The organism is Actinosynnema sp. CS-041913 (genome assembly GCF_050942485.1).
GTDB lineage: Bacteria > Actinomycetota > Actinomycetes > Mycobacteriales > Pseudonocardiaceae > Actinosynnema.
In genome coordinates this window covers 8,911,304-8,928,785 of the sequence record NZ_CP192037.1, presented here as the reverse complement: position 1 = coordinate 8,928,785, position 17,482 = coordinate 8,911,304, and the positions used below count along the sequence as shown (strand labels likewise).

Genomic DNA, 17,482 nt, shown 5'->3' with positions numbered 1-17,482 from the left:
GCCACCGCCATAGCGATGAACGACCGCACTGTGGCCAAGCGCCCCGCGGGCACCGGGACACCCGGTGCCCGCGGGGGCGTTCCGGCCGCTCGACCCGACTCGGAGGCTCCGATTCCCCCGACCACGGAAGCCGAACACCAAGCACCCCACGTCCGGCCGGGTGACCGGATCTTCCGCGGCCTCGCGACCGGTTCGGGCGTCTTCATCGTGGTCCTCATCGGGGCCATCGGCCTGTTCCTGTTGCTGCAGGCCATCCCGTCGCTCGCGCTGGACCAGGTCAGCTTCCTGACCAGCCGCGAGTGGTCCACCGGTGACGTCAACAACATGCGGTACGGCATCCTGGACCTGCTCCTGGTCACCGTGGTGTCGTCCGCGTTCGCCCTGCTCATCGCGATGCCGATCGCGCTGGGCATCGCCCTGTTCCTCACCCAGTACGCGCCGCGCCGGCTCGCCCGGCCGTTCGCGTACGTCATCGACCTGCTGTCCGCCGTGCCGTCGATCATCTACGGCCTGTGGGGCCTGCTGGTGCTCGCGCCCGTGCTGACGCCGATAGGCGAGTGGCTGATCGACTCCCTGGGCTTCATCCCGCTGTTCGCCAAGGGCAACGTCAGCATCGAGCTGGGCGGCACCATCTTCACCGCCGGCATCGTGCTCGCGGTGATGATCCTGCCGATCATCACGGCGGTCAGCCGCGAGGTCTTCGAGCGCACGCCGGCCACCCACATCGAAGGCGCGATCGCGCTCGGCGCGACCAAGTGGGAGGTCGTGCGGACCACCGTCCTGCCGTTCGGCAAGGCCGGCTACGTCAGCGCGTCCATGCTCGGCCTCGGCCGCGCGCTCGGCGAGACCATCGCCCTGATGATCATCCTCAGCGCCACCAACAAGGCGTTCGGCTGGAGCCTGTTCGACGGCGGCGCGACCTTCGCGTCCAAGATCGCGCTGGCCGCGCCGGAGTTCAACGACCCGCGCTCGGCGGGCGCGTACATCGCCGCCGGCCTGGTGCTGTTCGTGCTGACCTTCGTGGTCAACGCCATCGCGCGGGCCATCGTCGCCGGTCACAAGGAGTACGAATGACGACCGAGACGGCGGACCTGAACCGCCTCGCGACGCCGCCGACGTTCCAGAGCGTCAGCGGCGCGCGCAAGTTCAAGAACGGCGTCGCGACCACGTTGATGTACCTGGCGTTCGCGATCGCCATCGTGCCGCTGGTGTGGGTGCTGTGGACCGTCATCCAGCGCGGCCTGCCGGTCGTGCTGGACGGCGACTGGTGGCAGAAGTCGCTGTCCGGGCTGCTGTCCCGGCAGGAGGGCGGCGGTGTCTACCACGCCATCTACGGCACGCTGTCGCAAGGCCTGGTGTGCGGTCTGATCTCGGTGCCGATCGGCCTGTTCGTGGCGATCTACCTGGTCGAGTACGGCGGCCGGTCGCGGCTGTCGAAGGCCACCACGTTCATGGTCGACATCCTGACCGGTGTGCCGTCCATCGTGGCCGCGCTGTTCGTCTACACGCTGTGGATCACCACGTTCGGCTTCGGCCGCAGCGGGTTCGCGGTGTCGCTGGCGCTGGTGCTGCTGATGGTGCCGGTGATCGTGCGGACCACCGAGGAAATGCTCAAGATCGTGCCGGACGAGCTGCGCGAGGCGTCCTACGCGCTGGGCATCCCGAAGTGGAAGACGATCGTGAAGATCGTCATCCCGACCGCGCTGTCCGGCATCCTGACCGGCGTGATGCTCGCCCTGGCCAGGGTCATGGGCGAGACGGCGCCCGTGCTGGTGCTCGCCGCCTACGCGCCGTTCATCAACTACAACCTGTTCGACGGCCCGATGGCGTCGCTGCCGCTGCTGATGGCGACCGAGCGGAACAACCCGACACAGGCGGGTTTCGACCGGATCTGGGGTGCCGCGATCACCCTGGTGCTGATCATCACCCTGTTCAACCTGCTGGCGACCGCGATCTCGCGGTGGCTGGCCCCGAAGACCAAGTGAGCGGGCGGTTATGGCCAAGCGCATCGACGTGAAGGACCTCAACCTGTTCTACGGCAAGTTCCACGCCGTGGACGGGGTTTCGCTTGCCGTGCCGCCGAAGAACGTGACCGCGTTCATCGGCCCGTCCGGTTGCGGGAAGTCCACCGTGCTGCGGTCGCTGAACCGCATGCACGAGGTGGCCACCGGCGCCCGGGTGGAAGGCAAGGTGCTGCTGGACGGCGAGGACATCTACGCGTCCACGGTGGACCCGGTGCAGGTGCGGCGCACCATCGGCATGGTGTTCCAGCGCCCCAACCCGTTCCCGACGATGTCCATCCGGGACAACGTGGTGGCGGGCCTCAAGCTGGCGGGCGAGCGGAACCGCAAGAAGCTCGACGAGGTGGCCGAGCGGTCACTGCGCGGGGCGAACCTGTGGAACGAGGTGAAGGACCGCCTCGACCGCCCCGGCGGCGGGCTGTCCGGTGGTCAGCAGCAGCGCCTGTGCATCGCGCGGGCCATCGCCGTGCAGCCCGACGTGCTGCTGATGGACGAGCCGTGCTCGGCGCTGGACCCGATCTCCACGCTGGCGATCGAGGACCTGATCACGGAGCTGAAGAAGGAATACACGATCGTCATCGTCACCCACAACATGCAGCAGGCGGCGCGGGTCAGCGACCAGACCGCGTTCTTCAACCTGCTCGGCGTCGGCCAGCCCGGTCGGCTGATCGAGGTGGACGACACGGAGAAGATCTTCTCCAACCCCAGCCAGAAGGCGACCGAGGACTACATCTCCGGTCGGTTCGGCTGAGCTTTCACTCGAAGGGGCCTTCCTGCGGTGGTAGGAGGGCCCCTTTGCTGTGTCCCTCGTCACTTTCGGTGAACCCCTGGTGTAGCCCGACCGGGTGCTACGTGTCTGGTCCGGAACCGGGGGGATTCCGGCATCGTCATAGTCGGGACAGGTTCTGACGTGCGCGGTACCGTGATCGTGGGAATCGCGTGATCGCAGGGAGTGGCGGTGCTGGCAGCAGACGGTGGTGGCGGCGCGTGGAGCGCCCGGTCCATGCAGGCCATGACGGCTAACATGCAGGGGCTCAAGCAGGCGGCGGAGTCGGGCCAGTTCGCGATCAGCAAGTCCGGTGCGGAGGCCTACGTCAAGGCCATCGACGACGCCGAGTACGAGCTGAACAGTATCGACGTGCAGCTGAACAGGCTCCAGCAGCCGACCAAGCTCGGAACCAGTCCCGATGCAGAGGCGATGAGCCGCTACAACCTGGAGAGCGCGAGCGGGGGCGGTGGCACCACAGGCATCGTGCCCGCGATCAAGCAGTTGAGGGCTGCTCTGGTTGACGCGAAAGCAGCCCTCCAGAAGGCGATCGACAATTACCGCGAAGTGGACGACGCGGCGGCCAACGGCCTCAAGCGTTACTGAGATGGGGATGCAGTTGACCAGGAATCTGGTGATCCGTGCGGTCCTGCCGATCGCCGTGGCCGGCCTTGTGCTGGCCGGGTGCACGACGAAGGATCCAGGAACCCCGACGTCGACCGGCAGCGCTTCCACCACGACCGAGACATCGGAAGACTCGACCACCACGTCGACGCCCGCCAGCGGTGGCAACAAGCTGGCCAAGTTCGACGGGTGTGCGGAACTGAACGCCGTCGCGAGCCAATTCGCGCTGACCCGGATCGAGAAGGAGGGGCCCCGGGGATGCAAGGCACGGTGGGGACAGACGACGACCGCCGTTCTGGTCGATGCATTCCCCGAGGTGGGCCTCAGCGAGGTCACCGGTGGATCCAGCGCGCGCCTTGCCGACACCACGGTTGGCTCGCGTAAGGCCAAGCGCGTCGAGGCCGGCCTGACCGATGTCTCCTGCCTGATCGCCGTCGAGGTCGACGCCACGTCCAGGGTCGACTTCTACGCGGCGGCGACCACGACGGTCGAGGAGTCCTGCGACGCTGCCAAGAAGCTCGCCGAAGCCGTCGAACCGAAGCTGCCGAAGTAGGACAGGAGTAGCGCAGTGGCACCGCCGAACTCGCAGAACCCGAACGCGACCAAGGTCGACTACGCCGGTCAGACCGAGGCGGAGCTGCGCGCCGAGTACCAGCAGAAGGTTCAGGAGAACCCGGGCTTCGTCAACCTGGTCCCCAACGTCCTCGCCTACGTCGACTACAAGAACAAGTCGGCGCAGAACCAGGCCAAGCAGGAGCAAGAGCTGGAGAAGGTGGTCGAGAACTACCGGCCGCCGATGTCCTCGGCCGGGTCGTTCTACATGGGCTACCCGCACGACCAGCTCAAGTCCATGGTCACCGACAACATGGCCCCCAGCACGGCCAACGAGCAGGGCGAGGCCTGGACGAAGGTCGGCAACACGCTGGTCGACCTCCAGAACAACCTGTCCAAGGCCACCGAGGCCAGCAAGGGCGCCTGGCAGGGCAACGCGGCCGGCGCGGCGCAGGGCTACTTCACGAACATGGCGACCTGGTCCGGCAACGCCGCCCAGGGCGCGCAACTCACCGGCAACAAGCTGTACGAGCAGAGCACGGCCGCCGAGGCCGCCAAGACGAGCATGCCGGAGCCGGTGAAGTTCAGCACGGCCGACGCCTACAAGATGTTCTTCTCCGAGCCCAACCCGTTCAAGTGGGCGGAGACGATCGACAAGATCGAGCAGAAGTTCGAGGAGAAGCAGCAGGCCCACGAGCGGGCGGCCGAGGTCATGACGACCATGTCGACCTCGTTCCAGGAGACCGGCTCCACGATGCCCGCGTTCGCACCGCCTCCCTCGATGGAGGGCTCGGGCGGCGGCACGGGTGACTCGACCAACCCGAACCAGCCCGGCGTCGGCGGGCGACCGTCCATTCCGGACGGTCCCGGTGGCGGCACCGGCGGCACGGGTGTCGCCGGCATCCCCGGTCCCGGCGGTGGCACGGGTGGCGGCAACACCAACCAGTCCGGCTGGAACGGCACAGGCGGCGGCAACACCACCCTCCCCGGTCCCGGCCCCGGCGGAGGTGGTGGCGGCGGTCTGCCGCCCGGTCCCGGCGGCGGTCCCGGCTGGATTCCCGGTCCGGGCCCCGGCGGCGGCCCGGGTGGACGTCCGCCCGGTGGTCCCGGTGGCCGCCCGCCCGGTATCCCCGGTCCCGGTGGCGGCGGACCTGGCGGGCGCGGTCCCGGTGGGGGCGGCTCGGGTGGTGGCCGTGGCGGCATGGGCGGTGGGCCCGGTGGCATGGCGGCGGCCGGCCGGGGCGGCTTCGGGCCCGGTGGTGGCGCGGGCATGCTCGGTGACGCCGGGCGGTCCGGCGTGGGCGGTTTCGGGCCGTCCGGGTCCGGTGGCGGCGGCCTCGGTGGTGGCGGTGTGGGCGGTCGCGGTGGCGCTGCGGGCATGGCCGCGGGCGGTATGGGCGCGGGCGCCGGCCAAGGCCAGGGTGACGAGGACAAAGAGCACAAGGCTGCCTCGTACCTGGTCGAGACCGAGGACGTCTTCGGTGACGGCACGATGGTCGCGCCTCCGGTCATCGGCGGGTGAGCGTGTTCTCGTTCGCCCTGTCCCACGCGGCGGCCGACATGCTCTGGGAAGACCTGAAGCTCGGCAGCCGGCCCTACCCGTTCGACTTCCCGTACCTCGGCCAGACCTACGACGAGCGGCGCGGCATCCGCAACGCTGTCTACCGCGACCTGGAATCCCGCGGCCTGGCCAACCGCGGCCGGGTCGCGGCGGAGGTCGAGGAGGCGCTGAACCTGCTGGTGCGCTTCGACTACTCGCTCAACGCGATCGCCTCACTGGACCCGAAGAACGTGGAGCGCCAACTGCTGGCCCGCAGCGGCGCCCAGGGTGAGCTGGCGGTGCTCGCCGTGCTGGACGACCGGCAGATGAAGGTCGACACCATGCGGTCGTCGGCGCTGCTGCGCGCGGTGGTCGACCTGATCCCGCCGGGACGTCCCGGTCCGGGCCAGTCGCTGACCGTCGCCATGCCGTCGTCCGCGCCGCCGCCCCCGCCCCGTCGGGACGACGACTTCGGCGGCGCGACCTTCACCCAGGCCATGGTGCCACGGTCGACCAGCGGCTCGCAGGTGCGTGCGCTGGAGGCGGTGTTCGAGCGGCCACGGCTGCGCGCCGGCCAGTTCGGCGTCACGGTGCGCGGCAGGCACGGCCGGGAGCAGCGCGCGCCGCAGGTGGCCTGGTTCGACAACGACCAGGGTCGGTACATGTCGCAGACGCGGCAGGGGCAGGACGGCCAGAAGTGGCTCACGCACGCCCCCGCCGACAACGCCCGCATCGCCGCCCAGCTCGCCCAAGAGCTGACCGGCCTGCTCAACTGAGCGGGGCCCGGACCCGACGCGGACGGGCTCAACGCGCCCGGACCCGAGGCGGGGCCGGACCCGATGCGGCAGGGTGCCGCCGAGTCCGACCAGCCTCGAACGGCCCCGCCGAGCCTTGACTTGACGCCGCCGGCGTCACTCAGTCTTCGAGGTCCCCGCCGTAGCCGGGCATCCGACCGGTGACCACGAAGACGGTGCGCTTGGCCACCGACACCGCGTGGTCGGCGAACCGCTCGTAGAAACGGCCCAGCAGCGTCGTGTCCACGGCCGAGGGCACGCCGTGCGGCCACTCCTTGTCCATGATCACCGTGAACAGGTGGCGGTGCAGGTCGTCCATCGCGTCGTCCGCGTCCTCCAGCGAACGCGCCCGCGCGACGTCCTGGGTGCGGATGATGTCGGTCGCCTCCCGCGCGAGTTCGACCGCGATGCGGCCCATCTCGGCGAAGTACGGCTGCACCGTGTCGCCCAGGACGTGGTTGGGGTGCCTGCGCCGCGCGGCTTTCGCCACGTGCAGCGCGAGGTCGCCCATCCGCTCGACGCTCTCCGCGGCGTGGATCACCGCGAGCACGATGCGCAGGTCCGTCGCGACCGGCGCCTGCAGAGCGAGCAGCGCGTACGCCTGCTCCTCGATACTGGCCCGGACTTCGTCGATCTTGGCGTCGTCGCCGATCACCTGCTCGGCCAGGCCGAGATCCGCCTGGAGCAGGGCGGTGGTGGCGCGCTCCATCGCGTCACCGGCCATCCCGCACATGTCGGCGAGTTGGTCGGCGAGCTGTCCGAGCTGGTCGTGGTAGGCCTCACGCATGGGCGTCAGCCTACGTGCAGGTGGTCGCGGCAGCGACATACCCCGGTGAACCGGAGGTGAACCCAAGACGTCCAGATGGTCTAGCGCTACGCGCAGGGATCCTTGGCGGCGTTCACAATGGACACATCCGGCAGCGGCGTGCCCTTGCCCGGCTCGGCGGTCCCGGTCGACTGCGGCGACACGATCTTCCCGTCCCAGTCGGTTCCGATCAGCAAGGTCACCGCGCCGCCCTGGCTCTCGTCGACCTCCAGCGTGGCGCCGGGGATCGCGGCTGCGAGCGTGAACGCCGCGTCCTCGCCGCCCGTGCCATAGCGGATCACGGTCTTCGTGACGGCCTCCGGGTTGCTGCCGCTGTTGACCACCGTGAAGCCCAGTTCCTGCAACGAGCCCTTCGTCCGCGTGGCCGCGCCGAAGTTGTCCTCGTCCCCGTTGAACACCTGGACTTTGAGGCCCTTGGGGTCGATCACCTTGCCCTGCTTGGGCTCCGCGGGCTTGGTGGGGGTGCCGGCCGCCGGCGGGGTGTCGTCCGGGGCCTCATCCGGCAGCGGCGTGCCGTCGATGATCGCCTGGAACAACGCCTTGGTCGCCTCGACCTTCAGCAGTTCCTCGTTGTCGTCATTGGACTTCGTGGGACCTTCGGACGTCTCGTGCGGCACGGTCACGAAGCTGACCCGGCCGGCCTCGATGCCCTGCAACGACTGGGCCAGCGTCAGCATGTCCTTCACGCCGATGTTCTGGCCCGCGGTGGACGCGGCGAACGCGTTGAGGAAGTTGTTGAGCTTGCCGGGGTTCAGCAGCATCTCGGTGGACAACGCCGTGCGCAGCAAGGAGGACAGGAACTTCTGCTGCCGGGTGATCCGGTCGTAGTCGCCGAAGTCCTCGTTCTTCACGTGCCGGGCGCGCACGTAGTCCAGCGCCTTCTGTCCGTCGACCTCGTACTGGCCGGGCTTGTCGAAGATCATGCCCAGCTCGCCGTCGTCCATCACCTTCGGCACGCAGACCTTGATCTTGCCGACCGCGTCGACCATGCCCTTGAACCCGTTGAAGTCGACGGAGATGAAGTGGTTGATGGTCAACCCGGTCAGCTCGGTCATGAAACTGCTGACGCACTTCGGCCCGCCGTCCGCGTAGGCCTCGTTGGCCTTCACGCCCTTGACGGCCGGCAGCATCTCGCCGGTGTACTCACCGGTCTCGTAGTTCCACTTCTCGCACTCGGGCCGGGTGATCTGGAGGTCGCGCGGCACCGACACCACGACGACCCGCTTCCGGTCGGCCGGGATGTGGGCCAGCATTAGGACATCCGACCGCGCGCCCGGTTCCTTCTCCGCGTCGCCGACACCGTCCTCGGGCTTGGCGCCCGCCCGCGTGTCGGACCCGACGATGAGGAAGTTCTCGTCCCCCAACTGCTTCTCCGCCTCGTGGACGGCGGCCGTGTTGGTGTTGAGCGCGTCGATCTCGTTGAACTTGCTGTCCACGTAGAGCATGGCGCCCCACCCGAGCCCGGTGGCGACGAACACCAGCACGGCGGCGGTCAGCGACAGGACCTTGACGGCGCGGACGATCTTGCTCTGCTTGGCGGTCCGGACGCGGCGGCGCGGGGTTTCGAGATCGTCCGCGCCGTCGACGGGCGGCGCGTAGACGGTCGCCTCGTCGTCGTGCTCGACCTTCCACGGCATGAGCTTCTGCCGGCGTTCCTTGCGCTGGCGCTCCTGCTCGGCGAGTTCGTCGTGGACGGCGGAGAACCGGGCGAGCGTGTGGTCGACCTCGCGACGTTTCTTGACGTCGTCGCTGATGGCCTCCATCTCGGTGGTGAGGCTGGCGGGGTCGATCTGGTCGCGGGGCTCGGGAGCCGCCCCGCCGAGCCGCCCGGCGATACCACCGGCGGGCCGGCCGGCGACGCCTTCGGCGGCCTCCGCCGGACGCCGCACACCGTCGCCCACGGGCCGGGGTCCGCTGCCGTCCGGTCCACCGGCCACCCGCCGGGGGCCGGCGCCTTCGGCGTCCGCCGGTCGACGGGGTCCTTCCGGCGAGCCTTCCGCCAGCCGCCGCGGCTTGCCGCCGTCGGGGCCGCCTTCGGCGAGTCGGCGTGGCCCACTGCCGTCCGGTCCGCCTTGAGCGAGTCGTCGTGGTCCGGGGCTGTCGGGTGCGCCTTCGGCGAGTCGTCGCGGGCCACTACCGTCCGGACCGCCTGGCGCGGACCGTCGAGGCACGCTGCCGTCCGGTGCGCCTTCGGCCAGGCGACGTGGGCGAGCCGCGTCAGGGCCGCCTTCAACGGGACGTCGTGGGCCGGCGTTGGGCCCGCCTTCGGCGAGTCGCCGGGGTCCGCTGCCGTCCGCGAGACCACGCGGTGCGTTGGGGGCGACGGGGCCGTCGTGCGCGAGTCGTCGGGGTCCGCTGCCGTCCGGGCCGCCGGCCGGTCGCTGCGGACCGTCCGCGGGCGGCGGGGCCTCGGGCCGCGGACGCCGTCCGGTCGCGTCGGGCCGGCGCGGGTCGTCCGGGGCGAACCGCCGTCCGGGAGCGCTGGCGGCCGGGCGCCTGCCCGCGTCCTCCGGACCGGCCGGATGGGGCCGTCGTCCAGTGGCATCCGGTGCACCCGGGCGGTGGGCGAGGTCATCGGGTGCGTGCGCCGGACCGGCGTTCGGCGGAGCGGGACGCCTGCCGGTGTCCTCGTGCGACCCAGGGCCGGCGGGCCGGGGTCGGCGACCGGTGTTCTCCGGCGGTGCGAACGGATCCGCCGACCGCGCACGACGACCGGCGTCCTCATGCGAGGGACCGCCCTCGGGCCGCGCGCGTCGACCCGTGTCCTCAGGCGACGGCGCGCCGTTGGCCGGGCGTGCCCGGCGGCCGGTGCCTTCAGGAGCCGGGGGCCGTGCGCGATGTCCGGTGTCTTCGGGCGCCGCGCCGTTGGCGGGTCGTGCGCGTCGTCCGGCGTCCTCAGGGGCGAACGCGCCGTTCGTGGGGCGTGCCCGGCGACCGGTGTCTTCGGGGGCCGCGCCGTTGGCGGGCCGTGCGCGACGTCCGGTGTCGTCAGGGGCCACGCCATTCGCGGGTCGTGCCCGGTGGCCGGTGACCTCCGGTGGGACCGCGCCGTCGGCGGGGCGCGCGCGTCGTCCGGTGTCCGCGGGCTCCGGGGCGGCACGCCGGCCGGTCGGCGGAGGCGTGCCGGGCGCCTGGCCCGACGGCTCGGGTCTGCGGCCGTCCGCCGGCACGGGCCGCGGGATGTTCGTGCGGCTGTGCTGTTCCAGCAGCTCGGAGACGCTCAGACCGCCGCCGCCCTCCAGTGAACGGCGCCGGCGGCCGGTCGGCTGGTCGTCGTCGGGGGCCTGGTCACCTCGGGGTCCGGGGCCGCCACGGCGGGGCTCGTCGGGCACCCGGTCTCCCTTCTAGCTTTCGGTCAGTAGCGGGTCGTCATCACGAGTTGACGACATCAAGGACACATTGGTTGCACCAACGGCGTGTCACTTGCCTTGGCGATACTACGGATGACCGCCAGTTCTGACGACCACTCCCGGTGATACAGGGGTCGGGGGTACTCGTTTGCGCGCAGCAGGTTACGCCCGAACGGGCGATCAGCCCAACGGTCTCAGTAACCGGCAACCCGCGGTTCGGCCACCCCGCGCCGCCCGGCGGCGGCCCCGGCCAGGCGCACCCGGCCGTTTTCCCGGTAGGCGACGGCGTTCCGTCCTGACTGCTTGGCGGTGTAGAGCAGGCTGTCCGCCCGCAGCAGTTGCTGATCGGGAGCGACCGGGGGACGCGTCGGCGAGTCACCCTCGGGAGGCTCATAAGCCAACCCGATGCTGACGGTCACTCGCAAACCGGGCGCGAGGGAAGCCCAAGCGTGACGCTCGACACGCGTTCGGGCCGACTCGGCGATCTCCACGCCCGTCAGCGCGTCCACGCCGGGCAGCACGAGCACGAACTCCTCACCGCCGTACCGGGCGCAGAACCCGCCCTCCGGCAGCTCCTCCTGGAGCAGTTCGACCACGCGTTGCAGCACCCGGTCGCCCAAAAGGTGCCCGAAGGTGTCATTGACCTGCTTGAACCAGTCGAGATCGATCAACGCGATGGCCAGCCCGTCGGCGGTGCGCTGCTCCGTCACCATGCCGAGCAGCCGCTGGTCCAGGTATCTGCGGTTGTAGCTGTCGGTGAGGCTGTCGCGCAGGCTCTGCTCACGCGCCTCGGCGTGCTCGCGGCGCAGGCGGTCGACCTCGCGGCGTAGCTGCTCGGGGATCTGCGGCTGGTCGTCCTGGTCGGCGTACGCCAGGTCGAACGCGGAGCGCAGGTGCTGGTAGGCCTGCCGCCACTGGCCCCTGGAGGCGAGCAGCGCGGCGATCGACTCGTGTAGCTGCACCAGACCAGTGCCCTCCGACGCGGGTCGGTCGGGGCCGCTGTCGCGGTCGAAGTCGGCGACCTCGGGTCGCAGTGCGGTCATCGCGCTCACCTCCCTACTTGCCAAGGTGTCGTCCCCTAGGAGGCGGCGCTTGAGCCGGCGGGACGCGTCAACAGAGGATTTCCCTCTACTGGTTGACCGCTCACTGCTCCGAACTGGTGACGTTCGGTGATCAACAAGCCGGAGCGTGCGCCGTGCGTGGTCATTCGGCGTAGCGTCCTCAATTCGCGCAAGGCGCGAAGCCGTAGGCCTTCCCGTTCAGCAGCACGATGTGCTGGGAGCCGATCTGGCTGCCCAGCTCGGTGCCGTCCTGCACGACGGTCAGCGTCACGGCGACCACGAGCACCACGCCGCGCGGGTGCTCGTCCTGGCCGGGCGCGGTCCAGTGCGGGTCGAGGCGCAGCGTGGACAAGGTGGGCTGCACCTTGATCGTGCCGCTGGGCAGCTTGCAGTCGTCGTCGCGGAAATCCGGGTGCTGGGTGTCGGCCAGCAGCTCGCGCTGCTTGGTCACACCCTGCCCGCCCGCCTCGTTGAGCGCGGTGAAGTAGCTGGACACGAGTTCCCGCTCGACGTCGGTGACCTTGAGCGGACGCGGCGTGCCGGTCACCGACGGCCCGCACGCGGCCAGCGCCAGCAGGCAGAGCACAGCAGCGGTGACCCGGGCCATCGGCTCAGCCACCGGAGTGCATCAGGTCTGCCCCTTCGGGCACGGTTGCGTCCTCGGGGTCGTCCAGCCAGCCTTCCGGCAGCACGACCTTGGCGGGCGAACCCTGCCGCCCGCGCGGGCCCTCGGCGTCCTGCGGGAATCCCGCGCCCTGATCGAGCTTGCCCAGCAGGTCGTCCAGCTCGGCGAGCGTCGACACCATCGCGAGACTCCGCCGCAGCTCCGCGCCCACCGGGAAGCCCTTCAGGTACCAGGCCATGTGTTTACGCAGGTCACGCATGCCCTTGTCGGCGCCGAGGTGGTCGGCGAGCAACCGCCCGTGCCGCCCGAGGATGTCGGCGACCCGCCCCAGCGTCGGCCCCGGCGGGACCGGCTCACCCCGGAACGCGGCCTGGAGCTCACCGAACAGCCACGGCCGGCCCAGGCACCCGCGCCCGACGACGACCCCGTCGCACCCGGTCCGGGCCACCATGTCCAACGCGTCCTGAGCACTGAAGATGTCGCCGTTCCCGAGCACGGGGACGGACGTGACCGCCTCCTTGAGCCGGGCGATGGCGGACCAGTCGGCCTGCCCGGAGTACCGCTGGGCCGCGGTCCGGGCGTGCAACGCCACCGCTCGCGCCCCCTCGTCCTCGGCGATCCGCCCGGCGTCGAGGTAGGTGAGGTGCTCGTCGTCGATGCCGATCCGGAACTTGACGGTCACCGGCACCCCGGCGGGCTCGGCGGCCCGGACGGCGGCGCGCACGATCTGCCGGAACAGCCGCCGCTTGTAGGGCAGGGCCGCTCCGCCGCCCTTGCGCGTCACCTTGGGTACGGGGCAGCCGAAGTTCATGTCGACGTGGTCGGCGCGGTCCTCGTCCACGATGATCTTGGTGGCGTCGGCCACGGATTTCGGGTCGACGCCGTAGAGCTGCATCGAGCGCGGGTGCTCGTCCTCACCGAAGGTGATCATTTCCATCGTCTTGGCGTCGCGTTCGACGATGGCGCGGGCGGTGATCATCTCGCACACGTAGAGCGACGTGGGGCTTCCGAACTCGCGGCAGAGCTGCCTGAAGGCCACGTTGGTGATGCCGGCCATGGGTGCGAGCACCACGGCGGGATCGACCACGTACGGGCCGACTTTCAGCGATGGGGTTGCGGTTGCCACGCTTCACAGGGTAACTGCGGCGCCCAGGTGGACCGCCGTCTCGGAAGTCACGGCCCGGTGCGCGTGGAGGTGTAGGCGTTCCTTCTTCTGCACGGGCGGAGGAGGGCGCGCCAGCGTCGCGGCGTTCCCTGGCGGACACCGTCCGCGGGACCGGAGCGTCCTAGCTCAGCCGACGTCCCGGCGGAGCAGGTCTTCCTCCGTCTCGGCTCGAACCAGGACCTTGGTGAGGCCGTTCCGCACACCGATGAGCGCGGGGCGGCCCACCTGGTTGTAGTTCGAGGCGAGCGAGTGGTGGTAGGCGCCGGTCACCGGGACGGCGACCACGTCACCCGGGTGAACGTCCCTCGGCAGCGGGATGTCGGTGGCCAGCACGTCGCCTGCCTCGCAGTGCCTGCCGACCAGCGTCATGGGCGCGGTCGGCCCGCCGCGGAGCAGCCGGGGCTGGTATCGGGCCTGGTAGAGAGCAGGCCGGGCGTTGTCGCTCATGCCGCCGTCGACCGCCACGAACGGGTGTTTGACGCTTATCACCCGGTAGAGGGTGATCCCGGCGCGGGCGACGATCGCGCGGCCTGGCTCGATGGTCAACTCCGGCACGGGGATGCGGTGCCGGGCGCACTCGTACCCGATCGCGCGCGTGATGCGGTCGACGTAGCCCGTGAGGTCGAAGTCCGGTTCATCGCTCGTATACGGCACGCCGAAGCCTCCGCCGAGGTCCAGTTCGCGGATCGGTGTCCGTATACGGGCGATCAACGCGACCATCCGGCGTGCGGCCTGTTCGTAGGTGGCGACGTGCCGTATCTGCGAACCGATGTGGCAGTGCAGTCCTTCGAGCGTCAGATCGGGCCGCGCACCGATCCGTGCGACGGCTTCCTCCAGGTCGGCTTCGCCGAGCCCGAACTTCTGCCCGTTGTCGCCGGTCGCGAGCGCGGGGTGGGTGTCGGCCGCGATGCCGGGCGTGACGCGGAGCAGGACCTTCTGGTCGGTGAGCAGGTCGAGTTCGTGCAGCGAGTCGACCACGACCCGCCCCACCCCGTAGGACTGGGCGGCCTTCAGGTCTTCGGGCGCCTTGGCGTTGCCGTGCAACAGGATCCGTTCGGCGGGGAACCCGATCGACCTGGCCACGGCGAGTTCGCCGGCGGAGCAGACGTCCAGTGACAGCCCTTCCTCCTGCACCCACCGCAGGACGGCCCGGCAGGTGAGGGCCTTGCTCGCGTAGGCGATCCGGGCGTGCGGCAGGGCTTGCCGGAACCGGCGGCACTGGTCGCGGACGGTGTTCTCGTCCAGCACGTAGGTGGGCGTGCCGAACGTGGCGGCGATCCAGGCGAGCTGCCGATCGGACACGTCCGGCCAGAGCTTCGGGTCAGTCCTCGGCGGAAGCGAATGAGTCAACGAGGGCAACAACTCCATCAACGTCATGCCGCCCAGCACACCCCCGACACCGCTCACGTGAGCGGGCCGTGGATGCCTCCCTGACACCTGCGATCCCGATCCTGCCGCCTTCCTTACGCCTCGGTGACGCCCGCCACCCGAGCGGTCCTGGCCGCTCGGGTGGCGGGTCAGGACACCGTTCCCCGGCAGAGGTGGTCACCACCGCCGTGCCCGCGCCCGTGCTCGCGCATCAGGGCCGGTCAGGCAGCGGCGTGGCGGAGAAGATCCCGTTCGGGTCGAAGTGGGCCTTGGCGGCGAGCAGCCGGGTGGCGTTCTGGCCGTAGGCGTGGGTGATCTGGTCGTGGTCGTCGGGGCCGAGCAGGTTGGCGTAACCGCCAGGGAGCGCGTGGGGAGCCAGGGCGGCCGAGAGGTTGTCGGTCCACGCCTGGTGCGCGGTGGCATCGCTGTCGGGTTCCCAGCCGCTGATGATCTCTACGACGAAGTGGTCGCGGCGGAGGCCGAACGCGGTGGCCTCGGCGGCGACGCGGGTGGTGGCGCCGTGGGCGTGGTGGAGGGCGATCCCGGCGTTCGGCGACGTCCGGGTCGAGACTCCGTCAACGAGTGCGGCGACGACGTCGGGGGTGTAGCCGGCCACCGTGCGGGTGCGGATGGCGTAGTGGCGTCCGGAGACGACGTGGCTGTCGAAAAGGCCGAGCATCTCGCCGTAGGTCATGGGGGCGACCTGGGACAGCACCGCGGTGCCGAGCCGCTGCAACTCGTCGATGGCCTTCTCCCCGGTGCGCAGGTCCTCCCCGCTCCACGCCGGGGAGAGGAACATGACCGGGCTGCCATCCGGACCGGAGACGACTCCACTCTGGACGGTCAGTTCGTCAGGCGCGCCGGCGAGCACCTCGCCCAGTCCGCGCCACACGTCGGGCGCCTGGTCCCAGGGGAACAGGATCAGCCCGGCCAGCAGTTGCGGAACCGGGTGCAGCCGAACCCGCATGGAGGTCACGACGCCGAAGTTGCCGCCACCGCCGCGGATCGCCCAGTACAGCTCGGGCTCGTGGGTGGCGTCGGTGGTGACCAGCCGCCCGTCGGCGAGCACGAGGTCGGCGCCGAGCAGGTTGTCCAGGGCGAGACCGAACCGGCCGTTGAGCGGACCGTAGCCGCCGGCGAGGGTCAGCCCGGCCAAGCCGACACCACCGACCGTGCCGGTGGCCGCGACCAGCCCGTGCGGTGCTGCGCCCGCGATCACGTCGCCGGCGGTGGCACCGCCGGCGACCGTGGCGATCCGCTCCGCCCCGTCCACCTCGACGTGCCGCATCCGGGTCAGATCGATGACCAGTCCCCCGGACCGCAGCGCCCGCCCAGCCCAGTCATGGCCGCCGCCGCGCACGGACAGCGGCAGGTCGTGCTTACGCGCCGCGCGGACCGCCGCCTGCACCTCGGCCACGGTCCGCGCCTGGACGATCAGCGCCGGCCGGTGGTCCACCGCACCGTTCCAGATCCGGCAGGCGTCCTCGTAGGCCGGACCGGAGACCAGCACCCGGTCCGGGTCGACCTGAGCCGCCAACTCGCGTGCCGCCGCTGAGCCGTTCGTCGTCATCGTGGTTCCCTCGTTTGTCGCAGGTAGCTGCCACCCGAGGTTATGGGCGCGGAACGTGCGGGCCGTGGTTCGGCGGCGAACTCAGGACCTTCGGGCAACTCGGCACTGGGAGGTCGGGATTCTTCGGGGTCGGTCGACCGCCGAGCCGCTGAAGCGGCCTTCTCCGACCGGGCCGAAGGGCGGGATCAGGAGTCTGACGGCGATCGGCCGCAAGTGAGGTTTGACCTTGAGGCACTGCCGCCCCAGGTCCGGGACCTGGGGCTTTGGTGGGCCGCCAGGGACTCGAACCCTGAACCCGAAGATCGTGAATCTTGCCCGGACGTTCAATGCCGTTGTCTGCCGATGGATACCGCTAGCTGCAATGTTTGCGGACGTGAATGACCATTCCGGATCGCACGATGTGGTCGCTTGCCGTCGTTTGTGGGGGGTAAGTCGGGGACATGATCTTGGATCGGCCGACTTCGAAGCTCCATGGTGCAGCGTTGCGGCGCTAACCGTTTGCGCTGCTAGTGGCAGGTTTGAGCTAGGCGATGAGAACATCGTTCCGTGCATGTTCCGTGAGCGCCGCTGCTCGGGTCGAGGTTCGGCTAGGCAGTGACCGGAAGGGCACGTGCCGCAGCTCGACATTGGGCGCGAAGCGCTATCAACGTCTGGTGGTACGCGCTGTGGCCGTTGTGCTCCAAGTTCAACGGCAGCACCTCGTTGGTGATGAGGTGGCGCTCAAGCGCCCAAGGCTCGTCCTCGACCACGAACGCCACTCGGGCGTGCCCGTCCATCCACTCGCTCAGCTTGGCCTCGCCAGCCTTGGTGAAGGTCAGCCGATCGCCGGTGGTGCCCACCCGGCGAAGCTCGATCCCCAACCGTTCGGTCAGGTGGCAACCCAGCGTCAACCGCAGAGTCGAACCAGCGGCGTTGCCGCTGAAGTGGTAGCGCACCCGTGAACGCAGCCCCTGTCGGCTGGGCCGCCCGCCGTTTGCCGGCGGTGCCTTGGGCGCGATGCCGACATAGAGCAACGTCCCGGCCTCGACCACGCGGCACCCCCAGCCGTGGGCACGCCCGGAGGCACTTCATCGAAGAACCACGCGTAGACCCCCGGCAGTGCGGGGATCGGACAGTCCTTCGGCCGCAGTCGCGCCTCGACACGCGAGTACACCCTGTCAGGGCTCAACAAGCCCTCAGCCTGCGCAGTGTAGAGACCCAACCCACCCGCTGCCTCCCAA

General features: G+C 70.3%; 15 protein-coding genes. 7 read left to right on the top strand and 8 right to left on the bottom strand.

Annotated features, from left to right (window positions below; genetic code table 11):
• Positions 1 to 15: 15 nt before the first annotated feature.
• The 7 genes from pstC (at position 16) to ACQPZF_RS40370 (ending at position 6,279) form a co-directional block, all read left to right on the top strand.
• On the top strand, positions 16 to 1,074 hold the full coding sequence (gene pstC / locus ACQPZF_RS40400; RefSeq protein ID WP_433266269.1) for a phosphate ABC transporter permease subunit PstC: 1,059 nt from the start codon (positions 16 to 18) through the stop codon (positions 1,072 to 1,074).
• Positions 1,071 to 1,985: a phosphate ABC transporter permease PstA gene (pstA, locus tag ACQPZF_RS40395; protein WP_433266267.1), complete on the top strand. Its 915-nt coding sequence runs from the start codon at positions 1,071 to 1,073 to the stop codon at positions 1,983 to 1,985. The genes pstC and pstA overlap by 4 nt, the downstream gene beginning before the upstream one ends.
• Before the next feature lie 10 nt (positions 1,986 to 1,995).
• Complete coding sequence (gene pstB / locus ACQPZF_RS40390) at positions 1,996 to 2,772, top strand: phosphate ABC transporter ATP-binding protein PstB (RefSeq protein ID WP_433266265.1); 777 nt, start codon at positions 1,996 to 1,998, stop codon at positions 2,770 to 2,772.
• A gap of 207 nt (positions 2,773 to 2,979) precedes the next feature.
• Entirely contained in the window at positions 2,980 to 3,393 is a 414-nt protein-coding gene (locus tag ACQPZF_RS40385) for a hypothetical protein (protein ID WP_433266263.1), read from the top strand.
• A gap of 1 nt (position 3,394) precedes the next feature.
• Complete coding sequence (locus ACQPZF_RS40380; protein WP_433266261.1) at positions 3,395 to 3,964, top strand: DUF3558 family protein; 570 nt, start codon at positions 3,395 to 3,397, stop codon at positions 3,962 to 3,964.
• Positions 3,965 to 3,979: 15 nt separating this feature from the next.
• Positions 3,980 to 5,485: a hypothetical protein gene (locus tag ACQPZF_RS40375; RefSeq protein WP_433266259.1), complete on the top strand. Its 1,506-nt coding sequence runs from the start codon at positions 3,980 to 3,982 to the stop codon at positions 5,483 to 5,485.
• Entirely contained in the window at positions 5,482 to 6,279 is a 798-nt protein-coding gene (locus tag ACQPZF_RS40370; protein ID WP_433266257.1) for an ESX secretion-associated protein EspG, read from the top strand. The genes ACQPZF_RS40375 and ACQPZF_RS40370 overlap by 4 nt, the downstream gene beginning before the upstream one ends.
• A 139-nt stretch (positions 6,280 to 6,418) precedes the next feature.
• Here the strand turns inward: ACQPZF_RS40370 and phoU are convergent, their stop codons facing one another.
• The 8 genes from phoU to ACQPZF_RS40330 all read right to left on the bottom strand — a co-directional run bounded on the left by phoU (position 6,419) and on the right by ACQPZF_RS40330 (position 17,293).
• Complete coding sequence (gene phoU / locus ACQPZF_RS40365) at positions 6,419 to 7,084, bottom strand: phosphate signaling complex protein PhoU (RefSeq protein WP_433266255.1); 666 nt, start codon at positions 7,082 to 7,084, stop codon at positions 6,419 to 6,421.
• 86 nt (positions 7,085 to 7,170) lie between these two features.
• The gene (locus ACQPZF_RS40360) at positions 7,171 to 9,024 is read right to left on the bottom strand and encodes an LCP family protein (protein ID WP_433266253.1); all 1,854 of its coding nucleotides are present in this window, start codon (positions 9,022 to 9,024) and stop codon (positions 7,171 to 7,173) included.
• A 1,643-nt stretch (positions 9,025 to 10,667) separates the two neighbouring features.
• Positions 10,668 to 11,516, bottom strand: coding sequence for a GGDEF domain-containing protein (locus ACQPZF_RS40355; RefSeq protein ID WP_433266251.1), 849 nt, complete (start codon positions 11,514 to 11,516; stop codon positions 10,668 to 10,670).
• A 178-nt stretch (positions 11,517 to 11,694) separates the two neighbouring features.
• A complete protein-coding gene (locus ACQPZF_RS40350) occupies positions 11,695 to 12,153 on the bottom strand; it encodes a hypothetical protein (protein WP_433266249.1) in 459 nt (152 codons plus the stop codon).
• Positions 12,146 to 13,285, bottom strand: a complete 1,140-nt coding sequence (gene dusB, locus ACQPZF_RS40345) for a tRNA dihydrouridine synthase DusB (RefSeq protein ID WP_433266247.1) — start codon at positions 13,283 to 13,285, stop codon at positions 12,146 to 12,148. Before dusB ends, ACQPZF_RS40350 begins: the two co-directional genes overlap by 8 nt.
• Before the next feature lie 165 nt (positions 13,286 to 13,450).
• Positions 13,451 to 14,701, bottom strand: coding sequence for a diaminopimelate decarboxylase (lysA, locus tag ACQPZF_RS40340; RefSeq protein WP_433274938.1), 1,251 nt, complete (start codon positions 14,699 to 14,701; stop codon positions 13,451 to 13,453).
• A gap of 202 nt (positions 14,702 to 14,903) precedes the next feature.
• Positions 14,904 to 16,262, bottom strand: coding sequence for an FAD-binding oxidoreductase (locus tag ACQPZF_RS40335; RefSeq protein ID WP_433266245.1), 1,359 nt, complete (start codon positions 16,260 to 16,262; stop codon positions 14,904 to 14,906).
• A 587-nt stretch (positions 16,263 to 16,849) separates the two neighbouring features.
• Positions 16,850 to 17,293: a GIY-YIG nuclease family protein gene (locus tag ACQPZF_RS40330; RefSeq protein ID WP_433266244.1), complete on the bottom strand. Its 444-nt coding sequence runs from the start codon at positions 17,291 to 17,293 to the stop codon at positions 16,850 to 16,852.
• Between the last annotated feature and the right edge of the window lie 189 nt (positions 17,294 to 17,482).

What these genes read in the sequence shown, in the direction of transcription:
- pstC (WP_433266269.1), top strand. Translation starts at nt 16, where the DNA reads ATGAACGACCGCACTGTGGCCAAGCGCCCCGCGGGCACCGGGACACCC.
- pstA (WP_433266267.1), top strand. Translation starts at nt 1,071, where the DNA reads ATGACGACCGAGACGGCGGACCTGAACCGCCTCGCGACGCCGCCGACG.
- pstB (WP_433266265.1), top strand. Translation starts at nt 1,996, where the DNA reads ATGGCCAAGCGCATCGACGTGAAGGACCTCAACCTGTTCTACGGCAAG.
- ACQPZF_RS40380 (WP_433266261.1), top strand. Translation starts at nt 3,395, where the DNA reads ATGGGGATGCAGTTGACCAGGAATCTGGTGATCCGTGCGGTCCTGCCG.
- phoU (WP_433266255.1), bottom strand. Translation starts at nt 7,084, where the DNA reads ATGCGTGAGGCCTACCACGACCAGCTCGGACAGCTCGCCGACCAACTC.
- ACQPZF_RS40355 (WP_433266251.1), bottom strand. Translation starts at nt 11,516, where the DNA reads ATGACCGCACTGCGACCCGAGGTCGCCGACTTCGACCGCGACAGCGGC.
- lysA (WP_433274938.1), bottom strand. Translation starts at nt 14,701, where the DNA reads ATGACGTTGATGGAGTTGTTGCCCTCGTTGACTCATTCGCTTCCGCCG.
- ACQPZF_RS40335 (WP_433266245.1), bottom strand. Translation starts at nt 16,262, where the DNA reads ATGACGACGAACGGCTCAGCGGCGGCACGCGAGTTGGCGGCTCAGGTC.